Source organism: Microbacterium terrae (assembly GCF_017831975.1).
In the GTDB taxonomy this organism is placed as follows: Bacteria; Actinomycetota; Actinomycetes; order Actinomycetales; family Microbacteriaceae; genus Microbacterium; species Microbacterium terrae.
The window spans coordinates 1,568,887-1,582,366 of record NZ_JAFDSS010000001.1 but is presented as its reverse complement, the minus strand read 5'-3'; the positions used below and the strand labels follow the sequence as shown (position 1 = coordinate 1,582,366).

The 13,480-nt window shown below is 69.2% G+C and carries 10 protein-coding genes and 1 tRNA gene; 4 read left to right on the top strand and 7 right to left on the bottom strand.

Going from position 1 to position 13,480, the window contains the following annotated elements:
• Window positions 1-52: 52 nt before the first annotated feature.
• Window positions 53-526 carry an SRPBCC family protein gene (locus JOD63_RS07315; protein ID WP_052682611.1) on the top strand — a complete coding sequence of 158 codons (474 nt, stop codon included), beginning with the start codon at window positions 53-55 and terminating at the stop codon, window positions 524-526.
• Window positions 527-552: 26 nt separating this feature from the next.
• Window positions 553-1,638, top strand: a complete 1,086-nt coding sequence (locus JOD63_RS07310; protein ID WP_045276946.1) for a VIT1/CCC1 transporter family protein — start codon at window positions 553-555, stop codon at window positions 1,636-1,638.
• Between the two features lie 190 nt (window positions 1,639-1,828).
• Here the strand turns inward: JOD63_RS07310 and JOD63_RS07305 are convergent, their stop codons facing one another.
• The 6 genes from JOD63_RS07305 to JOD63_RS07280 all read right to left on the bottom strand — a co-directional run bounded on the left by JOD63_RS07305 (window position 1,829) and on the right by JOD63_RS07280 (window position 10,122).
• Window positions 1,829-3,058, bottom strand: a complete 1,230-nt coding sequence (locus JOD63_RS07305; RefSeq protein ID WP_045276945.1) for an MFS transporter — start codon at window positions 3,056-3,058, stop codon at window positions 1,829-1,831.
• Window positions 3,055-3,867, bottom strand: a complete 813-nt coding sequence (gene narI / locus JOD63_RS07300; protein WP_045276944.1) for a respiratory nitrate reductase subunit gamma — start codon at window positions 3,865-3,867, stop codon at window positions 3,055-3,057. The genes JOD63_RS07305 and narI overlap by 4 nt, the downstream gene beginning before the upstream one ends.
• Window positions 3,867-4,511, bottom strand: coding sequence for a nitrate reductase molybdenum cofactor assembly chaperone (narJ, locus tag JOD63_RS07295; RefSeq protein WP_045276943.1), 645 nt, complete (start codon window positions 4,509-4,511; stop codon window positions 3,867-3,869). The genes narI and narJ overlap by 1 nt, the downstream gene beginning before the upstream one ends.
• Window positions 4,508-6,178: a nitrate reductase subunit beta gene (gene narH, locus JOD63_RS07290; protein WP_045276942.1), complete on the bottom strand. Its 1,671-nt coding sequence runs from the start codon at window positions 6,176-6,178 to the stop codon at window positions 4,508-4,510. The genes narJ and narH overlap by 4 nt, the downstream gene beginning before the upstream one ends.
• A complete protein-coding gene (locus JOD63_RS07285) occupies window positions 6,178-9,879 on the bottom strand; it encodes a nitrate reductase subunit alpha (protein ID WP_045276941.1) in 3,702 nt (1,233 codons plus the stop codon). Before JOD63_RS07285 ends, narH begins: the two co-directional genes overlap by 1 nt.
• Window positions 9,880-10,037: 158 nt before the next feature.
• A tRNA-Leu gene (locus JOD63_RS07280) sits at window positions 10,038-10,122 on the bottom strand.
• 99 nt (window positions 10,123-10,221) lie between these two features.
• On the opposite strand from JOD63_RS07280, the gene JOD63_RS07275 reads away from it, so the two are divergent.
• Together JOD63_RS07275 and JOD63_RS07270 are read left to right on the top strand one after the other, a co-directional pair.
• Window positions 10,222-11,523, top strand: coding sequence for a M20/M25/M40 family metallo-hydrolase (locus tag JOD63_RS07275; protein ID WP_045276940.1), 1,302 nt, complete (start codon window positions 10,222-10,224; stop codon window positions 11,521-11,523).
• 51 nt (window positions 11,524-11,574) lie between these two features.
• Complete coding sequence (locus JOD63_RS07270) at window positions 11,575-12,399, top strand: undecaprenyl-diphosphate phosphatase (protein WP_045276939.1); 825 nt, start codon at window positions 11,575-11,577, stop codon at window positions 12,397-12,399.
• A 130-nt stretch (window positions 12,400-12,529) separates the two neighbouring features.
• Here the strand turns inward: JOD63_RS07270 and JOD63_RS07265 are convergent, their stop codons facing one another.
• Entirely contained in the window at window positions 12,530-13,396 is an 867-nt protein-coding gene (locus JOD63_RS07265) for a PAC2 family protein (protein ID WP_045276938.1), read from the bottom strand.
• Window positions 13,397-13,480: the final 84 nt, after the last annotated feature.

Here is a 13,480-nt window from a genome sequence, read left to right as displayed (position 1 = left end):
TCGTCGCCCGCTGTCTCGGCTCGCACCGGCGCGCGTCGTAGACTCCGGCACCATGGACCATCGCTACGGGTTCGTGTCGCGCTGGACGGTCGGCGCGCCGCGCGAGCGGTGCTGGGACGAGGTCGAGCGGATGCTGCGCCCCGGCGGATCGGGCGCGCACTGGTGGCCGGGAGTGACGGTGTCGGACGGGCCCGCGCTCCTCGCAGCCGGGGAGGGGCTGACCCTGATCGTGCGCAGCCCGCTCGGCTACCGGCTCAGGGTGCGGCTGCGGCTGACGGAGGTGGTGGCAGGTGAGATGCTCGCGGCGTCGTCCACGGGCGATCTGCGCGGCGCGGGAAGCCTGATGATCGAGCCGGGCGCGGCGGCGGGAGAGAGCGTGCTCACGATCCGCTGGGACGTCGCGACGACCCGTGCGTGGATGAATGCCACCGGGTGGCTGCTGCGCCCGGCGTTCGAGCGGGCGCACACGCGGGTGATGGCGCACGGCGAGGCGGGCCTCCGCCGCGCACTCGACGGTAGCGTGTGAGCCATCCTGCGACGGATCGGAGTCCGATGAGCCAGACCGTGCAGCCCACCGCCCGAGACCGACGGCGCTGGGCGCAGTACCTCGTCAACGAGCGCGCGGAGGCACGAGTCTACGAAGCGCTCGCGTCACGCCGCGACGGGGAGGAGAAGGCGATCCTGCTCGCGCTCGCCGAAGCGGAGGGACGGCACGAGCAGCACTGGCTGTCGCTCCTCGGCGGCGAGCCGCAGCGGCTGCCGCAGCCCGACATCCGCACCCGCATGCTCGGGGCGCTCGCCCGCAGATTCGGATCGATCTTCGTGCTCGCGCTCGCCCAGACCGCCGAGGCGCGGTCGCCCTACGACACCGAGCCGTTCGCGACGCCGGCGATGGCGGCCGACGAGAAGATCCACCACGAGGTGGTGCGCGGCCTCGCCGCGCGCGGCAGGCGCCGTCTGTCGGGCACCTTCCGGGCGGCGGTGTTCGGTGCGAACGACGGCCTCGTGTCGAACCTCGCGCTGGTGATGGGAATCGGCGCGACGGGCGTGTCCGCGCAGTTCGTGCTGTTCAGCGGCATCGCCGGACTCCTCGCCGGCGCGCTGTCGATGGGTGCGGGGGAGTTCGTCTCGGTGCGCTCGCAGCGGGAGCTGCTCGAGGCGACGGGGCCGAGCGACCTCGCCGATCGCGCCGTGCCCGACCTCGACATCGATGCGAACGAGCTCGCGCTGCTCTATCGTGCGCGCGGTCTCTCCGAAGCCGAAGCCCTGGTGCGGGCGCAGCGCGTGCTCGACGCTGCGCACGGCGCCGATGAGGCGCGGCCCGTCACCGGTCCCGTCGAGGTGGTCGATCACGAGTTGGTGGGCGCCGCGTGGGCGGCGGCGGCATCCAGCTTCCTGTTCTTCGCCTCGGGTGCGATCATCCCGGTGCTGCCGTGGATCTTCGGCCTGTCGGGGGTCGCGGCGATCGTGCTCGCCCTCGTGCTCGTGGGCGTCGCGCTCATGGCGACAGGAGCCGCGGTCGGACTGCTGTCGGGCGCTCCGCCGCTGCGGCGCGCGCTGCGCCAGCTCGCCATCGGGTTCGGGGCCGCCGCCGTGACCTACGTGCTCGGGCTCGTCTTCGGCGTGTCGCTCGGCTGAGCCACCGTGGTGCGAGGCGGTCGACACCTCTCGTTCACGCGGGTGCGCGATGATTCCGCCATGAACGCCGAACGACTCTTCTCGCGCCTGCTCCTCGGCGCGATCTCGGTCAGCGCCGTCGTGTTGATCGTGAGCGTCGTCGCGCTCGTGGTGGCGCCCGACTGACGGCCGCCACCACGAGCACCGCGGGTCAGGATGCCGCCGGCTGCGAGCGGCGGAAGTGCGCCTGCAGCCACACGGTGAACACCAGCGCGATGCTGGTCGCCACGCACAGCAGCGCCAGCCCGATTGTGTAGGTGTTCGCCTCGGCGTTGTAGGTCGCGCCCATCACCAAGGGTGGGAAGAACCCGCCGAGCCCGCCTGCGGCGCCGACGATGCCCGTCACCGTCCCGACCCTCGCCGCGGGTGCCCGCTGTGCGACCCACGTGAACACCGCACCCGTGCCGAGGCCCAGGAAAGCCGCCATCGCGACGAACGACGCGCCCGCCGGTATCTCCGGCGGCGGCTGGAAGGCGACGACGACGGCCATCACCGTCGTGCCGGCGAGCGAGATCATGAGCACGGCGGCCGGGCCGATGCGGTCGGAGAGCCAGCCGCCGACGGGGCGGGCGATCACGGCTGCGATCGCGAAGCCCGCCGTACGGGCGCCGGCGTCTGTGAGGTCGTAGCCGTAGATGTGGTTGAGGTAGGTGGGCATGTAGCTCGAGAACGCCACGAATCCGCCGAAGGTGATCGCGTAGAGGAAGGCCATCTGCCACGTGATGGCGAGCTTCGACGTGGCGACGAGCTTCGGGAACACGGGGTCGGTGTTGGGCTTCCAGAGCGGCGAGTCCTCCATGAGGAACCACACGACGGCGGCGACGGCGACGAGGGCGACCGCGATGATCACGTGCGTCCAGACATAGCCGAACCACTCGACGAAGCGCGGCGTGAAGAACGCCGACAGTGCGGTCCCGCCCATCCCTGCGCCGAAGAGACCTGTGGCGAATCCGCGCTTCTTGGCGTCGTACCAGGCGTTCACGAACGGGATGCCGATGGCGAAGGTCGTTCCGGCGATGCCGAGCAGGAATCCGAACGCGATCATCAGCGCGTACGAGTTGAGCACGCCCGCCCAAGCGACCAGCAGAACCGGCACGGCCGAGACTGCGGTGAGGACGGTGAACATGACCCGACCGCCGAAGCGATCGGTGAGGGCGCCGGTCACGATGCGGCCGAGCGAGCCCACCAGCACGGGGGTCGCCACCAGCAGCGAGGACTGCGTGGAGTCCAGCCCCATATCGGCGGCGTACCGGATGCCGAGCGGTGCGATGAGGTTCCACGCCCAGAAGGTGATGGTGAACGCCAGCAGCGCCAGGTACAGGTTCTTCACGCGTCCCGGCAGGATCTGCCCAGACGCGATGTTCGCATCCGTCACGCTCATCGTCGGTTCCTGTCGTGCACACTCGGGCCCGGACTCTTCTGCTCGCGGGCGATGGTCGCGGTCTTGTCACGCACCCTGTCCGGGGTGCCGACGGGTGCCCAGCCGCGGCGGATGCCGCGGGCGGTCGTCGGCCGATCCTCGCGTGAGCGGTAGACGATGTACGGACGGAAGAGGTAGTGCACGGGCGCGGTGAAGGCGTGCACCAGCCGGGTGAACGGCCACAGCATGAACAGCAGCATGCCGATCAGCGTGTGGATCTTGAAGTCGAGCCCCGCCTCGCTCATCGCCTCGATGTTCGGCTGGAAGATGAACAGCGACCGGAACCACGGCGCCACCGTCTCGCGGTAGGTGACCTCCTGGTGGGGTCCGAACACGCTGATGAGTGTGGTCGCCAGCCCGGCGATGATCGCGGCGACGAGCACCACGTACATTGTCTTGTCGTTCTTCGTCGTCGCCATGAACACCGGGCCCGTGGTGCGGCGACGCCAGATGAGGATGCCGACGCCGACGAGGGTGGCGAACCCGGCGACCGAGCCGAGGCCGAGCGCCGTGACGTGGTACATCTCCTCGGTGACCCCGAAGAAGTCGGTCCAGGCCTTCGGGATCACCAGGCCGATGACGTGGCCGATCACCACGACCAGGATGCCGAAGTGGAACAGTGGCGAGCCGATGCGCAGCAGCCGCGACTCATACAGCTGCGAAGAGCGGGTGGTCCAGCCGAACTGGTCGTAGCGGTACCGCCAGACCGTGCCGCCGACGAGCACCGCCACCATGATGTAGGGCAGGATGCCCCAGAGGAAGACATCCATCACCGGCCTCCCGTCGATGCGGTCGCCAGCGGCAGCAGGCGCGGGTCGTAGGCGTCGAGCCCGACCGTCTCGGTCGGCGGTCCGTTCGAGGCGAGCGCCATCGCCTGCTGCCGGTCGGCGGGGGAGCGCCCCGGAAGGGTTGCACAGACCGCTGCGACGACTCCCGCATACGGCGACCCGCGCTCGGCGAGCGCGATGCGGATCAGCTCGATCGAGGCGCGGTACTCCTGCAGCAGCGCGGCGCCCGCGGCGGGGTTCTGCGCCGCGTACTCGAGCACGAGGGGCACGAAGTCAGGAAGCTCACCGGTGCCGTGCTCGAGCGACAGCCCGGCCTCGCGGTAGCGCTGCTTGAGGTCGGCGAGCACCATGCCGCGACGGCGGGTGTCGCCGTCGGTCCAGTAGCTCAGGTACAGGGCGTGGCGCTTGGACATGTCGAAGACGTCGACGTACGCCGTCTGCACCACGGGCCGCGGGGTGGCGGCCCACCATTCCAGCAGCGGGGCGAACGATGGTGCGGACCCCGGCGCCGACTCGCGCAGCGCCGCGGCGATCAGCGGCGCAGCATCCATCACATGGTCATCGGGGTACGACAGGCACAGCGACGCAGCCTGGTACACGACCTGATCCCTCAGCGACGTGCTCATGTGTCGCCCTTCGGCGCCTTCCGCGCGGGGAAGAGGCCTGAGGGCGCGCCGTTGCCATCCCAGTTCAGCAGGTTCACCCTGCCCCGCAGCGACTCCTCGGACGCACCCTCTTCGGAGGTCTGCCGGTCGCGCAGCGCCTGGAATGTCTCGACGGCGACGGGCTGCACACGCCCGCTCGCCTCGCCGAACGGCCCGGACTCGTACGGCCCGCCGTCGAAGTCGAGCGAGCATCCCAGCTCCTCGAGCTCGTGCGCCCGCTCGTAGTGCGCGGTCGGGATGACGTAGCGGTCTTCGTACTTGGCGATGGCGAGCAGTCGGTACATCTCGTAGAGCGTCTCGCCCGTCATGTCGACCGACTCGGGGATCGATTCGTCGAGGTCGTTCTCGAGCGTCATGTCGCGCAAGTAGGCGCGCATGGCGGCGAGCTTGACGAGCACGTCGTGCACGATATCGGTGTCTCCGGCGGTGAACAGCTCGGCGAGGTATTCGACGGGGATGCGCAGCGACTCGATCGCCCCGAACAGCGTGCTCGCCGACTCGGAGTCGTGGCCCTGATCGCGCAGGAGATCGACGATCGGCGACAGCGGCGGGATGTACCAGACCATCGGCATGGTGCGGTACTCGGGGTGCAGCGGCAGGGCGACACGGTACTTCTTCGCCAGTGCGTACACCGGCGAGCGGCGTGCCGCATCCATCCAGTCGTCGGGGATGTCGCCCTGCGCGGTGACCGCGGCGATCACCTCGGGGTCGTCGGGGTCGAGGATGAGGTCGAGCTGGGCCTCGTAGAGATCCTTCTCGTCGGGCGTCGAGGCCGCCTCGGTGACCTTGTCGGCGTCGTAGAGGAAGAGTCCGAGGTACCGCAGCCGCCCCACGCAGGTCTCGGAGCAGACCGTGGGGAGTCCCACCTCGAGGCGCGGATAGCACATCGTGCACTTCTCGGCCTTGCCGGTCTTGTGGTTGAAGTAGATCTTCTTGTAGGGGCAGCCGGTGATGCACTGCCGCCAGCCCCGACAGCGATCCTGATCGACGAGCACGATGCCGTCTTCAGCCCGCTTGTAGATCGCGCCCGAGGGGCACGACGCCATGCACGAGGGGTTCAGGCAGTGCTCGCAGATGCGCGGCAGATAGAACATGAAGGTCTGCTCGAACTCGAACCTGATCTTGTCTTCCGACTCACGACGCACCTTCTCGACGACCGGGTCGAGGTGACCCATCTCGCTCGCACCGCCGAGGTCGTCGTCCCAATTGGCCGACCACGTGATCTTCGTGTCCTCCCCGGTGATGAGCGACTTGGGCTTGGCCACCGGGAAGTCGGTGCCGAGCGGCGACTCGATGAGCGTCTCGTAGTCGTAGGTCCACGGCTCGTAGTAGTCCTCGAGCTTCGGCTGCACCGGAGAGGAGAAGATCGTCAGCAGGCGCGTGAGGCGGCTGCCGGTGCGCAGCTTCAGCCTGCCCGACTTCGACAGCGCCCAGCCGCCCTTCCACTGGTCCTGGTCTTCGTAGCGCCGCGGGTATCCCTGCCCTGGGCGGGTCTCGACGTTGTTGAACCAGACGTATTCGGTGCCGGCCCTGTTTGTCCACGCCTGCTTGCAGGTCACGGAACACGTGTGGCATCCGATGCACTTGTCGAGGTTCATGACCATGCCCATCTGGGCCATCACTCGCATCAGTACGTCACCTCCTGGCTGCGGCGGCGGATCGTCGCCACCATGTCGCGCTGGTTGCCGGTCGGGCCGAGGTAGTTGAAGGCGTAGGAGAGGTGCGCGTAGCCGCCGATCATGTGCGTCGGCTTGATGAGAAGGCGGGTGACGGAATTGTGGATTCCGCCGCGCCGACCCGTCGCCTCCGACTTCGGTACGTCGATCGTGCGCTCCTGGGCGTGGTAGACGTACACCACGCCCTCCGGCATGCGGTGCGACACGATCGCCCGGCAGACCAGCACACCGTTGGAGTTCACGCACTCGACCCAGTCGTTGTCCTTGACCTCGATGGCGGCCGCGTCCTGCGGACTCATCCACACCGTGGGGCCACCGCGGGAGAGCGAGAGCATGAAGAGGTTGTCCTGGTATTCGGAATGGATCGACCACTTCGAGTGCGGGGTGAGGTAGCGCACCGTGATCTGCTGGCGGCCGTCGGGCCCGAGCTTGGGCTCGCCGAACAGCCGGTGCATGTCCAGCGGCGGCCGGTAGATCGGCAGCGCCTCGCCGAGGTCGCGCATCCAATCGTGGTCGAGGTAGAAGTGCATCCGCCCGGTGAGGGTGTGGAAGGGCTTGAGGCGCTCGATGTTCACGGTGAAGGGGGCGTAGCGGCGCCCGCCCGTCTCCGATCCCGACCACTCGGGTGACGTGATCACCGGCTGCGGCGAGGCCTGCGTCATCGGGAAGGTGATCCGCTTCTCCTCCGAACCCTCGGCCAGGTCGGCGAGGCGCTTGCCCACGCGCTTCTCGAGCGAGCGGAACCCCTGCGTGGCGAGCTCGCCGTTCGTGGTGCCCGAGAACGCGAGGATCGCCTCGGCCATCTTCACGTCGGTGTCGATCGCGGCGCGCCCGGCGGCCGGACCGCTGGGGTAGACGCCGTGCTGCTTCGCCAGCCGGTCGACCTCGTGCGTGACGTCGTACGTGACGTTCTTCACGGTGAAGCCGAGCTTGTCGGCGAGCGGCCCCACGGTGGCGAGCTTGTCGGCGATGGCGGTGTAGTCGCGTTCCACCACGACGAGTTGCGGCATCGTCCTGCCCGGAATCGGGTCGACGTCGCCTCGGGCCCAGTCGCGCACCACCCCGCCGGGCTGCGACACCTCGCCGGGGGTGTCGTGCTGCATCGGCACCGACACGAGATCCTGGCGCGTGCCCAGGTGGGTCTCGGCCATCTCGCTGAACTCGCGGGCGATCGCGTGGAACATGTCGAAATCGCTCTTGGCCTCCCACGGCGGGTCGATCGCCGGGGTGAACGCGTGCACGAACGGATGCATGTCGGTCGATGACAGATCGTGCTTCTCGTACCAGGTGGCCGCAGGGAAGACGACGTCGGAGAGCAGTGTGGTCGAGGTCATGCGGAAGTCGGCCGAGACGAGCAGATCGAGTTTTCCCTCGGGGATCTCGTCGCGCCACACGACATCCTTCGGACGCACCGACGAGCGATCCGATGCCATCACGTTGCTGTGCGTGCCGAGCAGGTACTTCAGGAAGTACTCGTTGCCCTTCGCACTCGAACCCATGAGGTTCGAGCGCCAGAGCGTCAGCAGCCGCGGCCAGTTCTCGGGGGCGTCGATGTCTTCGATCGCCGACCTCAGGTCGCCGTCCTTCAGCTTCTCGACGACGTAGGATGCCGCATCCGCCGCCTCGCCGGATTCGACGGCGCTCGCCGCCTGGTCGGCCAGGTCGAGCGGGTTGCGGTCGAACTGCGGGTAGAACGGCATCCAGCCGATCCGCGCCGACTGGGCGATCGTGTCGGCCGTGTGCATGCCGTCGAAATTGCCTTCCGCCAGCGGTGAGGCGAGCGCGTCGGCGGAGTAGCCGTCGAAGCGCCACTGGTCGGTGTGCATGTACCAGTACGCGGTGCCGATCATCGTGCGCGGCGGCCGCGCCCAGTCGAGCGCGTTCGCGAGCGAGACCCACCCCGTGATCGGGCGGCACTTCTCCTGGCCGACGTAGTGTGCCCAGCCCCCGCCGTTGCGGCCCATCGCCCCGGTGAGGATGAGCATCGACAGGATCGCCCGGTACGTGGCATCCCCGTGGAACCACTGGCAGATGCCCGCGCCCATGATGATCATCGAGCGGCCCTGCGAGTCCTCGGAATTCTGCGCGAATTCCCGTGCGATGCGAGTGCACGCCTCGGCGGGGACGCCGGTGATGTCCTCCTGCCACGCCGGGGTGTACGGGGTCTCCGCGTCGTCGTAGCCGGTCGGCCACTCACCCGGCAGTCCGTCGCGCCCGACCCCGTACTGGGCGAGCATCAGGTCGAGCACGGTGGTCACGAGGATGCCGTTCACCCGCGTCGCCGGAACGCCCCGGCGCAGCACCGCCCCCGAGCCGTCGGGGGCGTCGAAGCGGGGGAGGAGCACCTCCGCGGGTTCCTCCGCCGCCTTGGCGTCGCGCACCGAGAGCGCGGGCACGATGTCGCCCAGATCGAGGTTCCACCTGCCCTCGCCCGAGTCTGCGTAGCGGAACCCCATCGAGCCGTTCGGCACGCGCGGTGCGCCGGTGGCGGCATCCAACACGACCGTCTTCCACAGGTCTTCCGGCGCCTTCTCGCCGAGGTCGGCAGCAGTGAGGAACTTGCCGGGAACCAGGCCGCCGTCCTTGTGCGGCACGAGCGTGATCAGGTGCGGCAGGTCGGTGTACGTCTTGGCGAAGTCGACGAAGAAGGGCACCCGTCGGTCGACGTAGCGTTCCTTGAGGATCACATGACCCATCGCCATGGCGAGCGCCGCGTCGGTGCCCGCCTGACAGGGGAGCCACTCGTCGGCGAACTTGGTGTTGTCGGTGTAGTCGGGGCTGACCGTGACGACCTTTGTGCCGCGGTAGCGCACCTCGGCCATCCAGTGGGCGTCGGGGGTGCGGGTGACCGGTACGTTCGAGCCCCACATCATGAGGTACGTGGAATCCCACCAGTCGCCCGACTCGGGCACGTCGGTCTGGTCGCCGAACACCTGCGGGCTCGCGACCGGGAGGTCGGCGTACCAGTCGTAGAAGCTCGTCATCACGCCGCCGAGCAGCTGTGTGAAGCGCGTGCCGACGCAGTGCGACACCATCGACATCGCGGGAATCGGCGAGAACCCCGCCACCCGATCGGGGCCGTACTCCTTGATCGTGTGCACGTAGCCGGCCGCCACCAGTTCGACCGCCTCGGCCCAGGTCGCCCGCACCAATCCGCCCTTGCCGCGGGCGCGCTGATAGCGGATGCGCGTGTCGCGGTTCTTCGAGATCTCGCCGAACGCGAGCACCGGATCCCCGAGTCGTGCCTTGGCCTCACGGTAGGCGTCGAGCAGCACTCCGCGCACGTAGGGGTAGCGCACCCGGGTGGGTGAGTACGTGTACCACGAGAACGCAGCCCCGCGGGGGCATCCGCGGGGCTCGTATTCGGGGCGGTCGGGGCCGACGCTCGGGTAGTCGGTCTGCTGCGCCTCCCACGTGATGATCCCGTCCTTGACATAGACCTTCCACGAGCACGACCCGGTGCAGTTCACGCCGTGCGTCGAGCGCACCACCTTGTCGTGACTCCACCGATCGCGGTAGAAGGCATCGCCCTCGCGCCCGCCTTCGAGGAATGCCGCGCGGTGATCGGGGGTGTGCTCCCATTTCGTGAAGAACCGGCCTGCGGCGAGCAGGGCATCGGAGGCCGGACCGTCCACACCGATCTGGGGCGTCATGCTCGGACACTACCGAGGCGCGTTCGGTATAAGGCAAGCCTAAGAGTGCAGATGCCGGTCGCGGCCGTGTCGGCACCCGGATCCATCAACGCGAAAACGGACGAACCCCCGGTCTCCCGGGGGTTCGTCCGTTCACGATGTCCTGAGACATCACAGTGTGCGCGAGGGGGGACTTGAACCCCCACGCCCTATACGGGCACTAGCACCTCAAGCTAGCGCGTCTACCTATTCCGCCACCCGCGCTTGGTGGTTTTCGGTTTCGCAACCGAGGAACGACATTACCAGGTGAACCGGCCGACCGCGAATCGGCGCCGGCATGGCGTCGCCGGTAGGTTGGTCGGCATGCCCGAACCCGAGGTCGACCTGCCCGAAGTCGCCGCCGTCGCGCGCGACCTGATCCGATTCGACACGACGAACTTCGGCGGCGGCGACGCGCGCGGCGAGCGCGAGGCGGCCGAGTACGTCGGGGCATACCTCGAGTCGCTCGGCCTCGCGCCGGAGTACTACGAGCCGATCCCGCGGCGGACGAACGTCATGGCACGGGTTCCCGGGCGCGACCGCGACAAGCCGGCCCTCGTGCTCCACGGGCACCTCGACGTCGTTCCGGCGATCGCCGACGACTGGTCGGTCGACCCGTTCGGCGGCGTCGTCCGCGACGGGATGCTGTGGGGTCGCGGTGCGGTCGACATGAAGAACATGAACGCCATGATCCTCACGTCGGTCGCCGACCTGCTGCGTGCGGGGGAGCAGCCCGAGCGTGATCTCGTGCTGGCGTTCTTCGCCGACGAGGAGAACGGCGGTGTCGAGGGCTCCGCGCTCGTCGTGAAGGATCGCCCGGAGTGGTTCGCCGGCGCCACCGAGGCGATCAGCGAGGTGGGCGGGTACTCGGTCACGATCGGCGATCGCCGGGCGTACCTGCTCCAGGTCGGCGAGAAGGCGCTGCTGTGGATCCGCCTCGTCGCCCGCGGACGCGCGGCGCACGGGTCGTCGCTGCACCGCGACAACGCGGTCACGAAGCTCGCCGAGGCGGTGCTGGCCCTCGGCCGCGCCGAGTGGCCCGTCTCGCTCACCGCGACCACGCGCGAGATGACGGAGCGCCTGGCCGAGCTCACCGGGCTCGACCCGGCCGACCCCGATGCCGTGGCGCTGGCTTCGGGCCCCGCAGCCGGGTTCCTCCGCTCGTCGCTGCGCACGACGACCAATCCCACCGGGCTCACCGCCGGGTACAAGCACAACGTCATCCCCGATCGCGCCGAGGCGCTCATCGACGTGCGCGTGCTCCCGGGTACCGAGGAAGCCGCGCTCGCCGACATCCGTCGCATCGTCGGCGACGACGTCGAGATCGAGATGGTGCTGCGAGACATCGGGCTCGAGGTGCCGTTCGCGGGGAGCCTCGTGGAGTCGATGACCGCGGCGCTCGGCCGTCACGACCCGGGTGCTCCGGTCATCCCGTATCTGCTCGGCGGCGGCACCGACAACAAGGCCCTCGCCGGTCTGGGTATCATCGGCTACGGATTCGCGCCGCTGCGCCTTCCCGCGGACATGGACTTCACCGGCATGTTCCACGGCGTCGACGAGCGCGTCCCCATCGAGGCTCTCGTCTTCGGCCAGCGGGTGCTGGCCGATCTGATCCGAAGCTACTGACGACCCGGGCGCCTCGCGCGAGGCATCCCCGACGCCCCACGAAAGGCGCCCATGCTCCTCGAGGCGATCATCCTCGGCTTCGTGCAGGGACTCACCGAGTTCCTGCCGGTGTCCTCCAGTGCTCACCTGCGCATCCTCGGCGAGTTCCTGCCGTCCGCGCAGGACCCCGGAGCCGCTTTCACCGCGATCACGCAGCTGGGCACCGAGGCGGCAGTCGTGCTGTTCTTCTGGCGCGACATCGTGCGCATCGTCGGCAGCTGGGGCAAGTCGCTTGTCGGTCGGGTCCCGCGCAACGACCCCGACGCCAAGATGGGGTGGCTGATCATCATCGGCTCGATCCCGATCGTGGTGCTCGGACTGCTGTTCCAGGACCAGATCGAGACCACGTTCCGGTCGCTGTGGCTCGTTGCGGCGATGCTGATCTTCTTCGGCGTGCTGCTGGGGATCGCGGATGCCGTCGGCGCGAAGCGCCGCAAGCTGCAGGACATCACCGTCGGACACGGCGTGATCTACGGCTTCGCGCAGGCGCTCGCCCTCATCCCGGGGGTGTCCCGCTCAGGCGGCACCATCACCGCCGGGCTCTTCCTCGGCTACGAGCGCGCGGCCGCCGCCCGGTACGCGTTCCTGCTCGCGATCCCCGCCGTGTTCGGCAGCGGCTTCTACCAGCTGTTCAAGAGCTGGGATGAGCCGGGCGTCTTCACGCTCGGCGAGACCGCCGTCGCCACCGGCGTGGCGTTCGTGGTGGCGCTCGGGGTGATCGCGTTCTTCATGAGCTGGATCTCCAAGCACAGCTTCCTGCCGTTCGTGGTCTACCGCGTCGCTGTGGGCTCGATCCTGCTGGTGCTGCTCGCGACGGGCGCCGTCTCCGCGTACTGACGCGGGCCTCCGGCGTCGGGTCTCCCGCTGCGGATCTCCGGCGGCGGTCGGGTCGCCGACGCTGGGTCGTCGACGCTGCCATCCGGTCGCCGCGGCTTGCAGCCCGCTGACGGGGCGCCAGTGGGCGTCGTCAGCGACGAGGGGGGTCGTCGCGGCCGGGCTTGGTCGGGCCATCTCCTCCGCGGCGCAGGTACCGCTCGAACTCCTGCGCGATCGCGTCGCCCGAGGCCTCGGGGGAGTCCCACGTGTCGCGGGTCGTCTCGAGCTGGTGGATGTACTCCGTCATCTCCTCGTCGTCGGCTGCGGCGGCGTCGATGGAGGCCTCCCAGGCTGCGGCCTCGGTGGCGAGGTCGCCGCGCGGCACCGCCGCGCCGGTGAGATCTTCGAGTCGGTCGAGGAGCGCCAGGGTCGCCTTCGGCGACGGCGTGTGCCCGGCGACGTAGTGGGGCACGCTCGCCCACAGGCTCGCCGCCGGGATCCCGGCAGCGTCGGCTGCGGCGCCCAGCACGCTGAGGATCCCGACGGGGCCCTCGTACGTGCTGCGCTCGAGTTCCAGCGCGCCGCGCAGCTGCTCGTTGTCACTGCCCGCGAAGACCGAGATCGGCCGCGTGTGCGGCACATCCGACATCATCGATCCGATCGCGATGAACCCGGTGATGTCTTCTCGCAGCGCGACGTCCACGAACTCGGTCGCGAAGGCCTGCCAGGCGCGGGCCGGCTCGACTCCGGTGAGCAGCCACAGCTGCGTGCCGCGGCTGCGGCGCGTGGGACGCAGCAGCGTCGCCTCCGGCCAGCGCAGGCTCCGTCGTCCGTCGGCGTCGGCGGTCATCTGGGGCCGGGTGTACTGGTAGTCGAAGTACAGCTCGGGATCCACGGAGAACACCGGCTCGTAGGAGCCTTCATCGCGCAGCTTCGTCACCGCCGACGATGCGGCTTCGCCCGCGTCGTTCCATCCGTCGAATGCCGCCACGAGCACCTTGCGACCCAGTCCGTCCACACGACCTCCTCAGCCCCGGTGGGGGTCGTTCCAGGATATGCCCGTCATCGCATCAGGGCACCGGCACGCGCGGCGCGCCCGGGT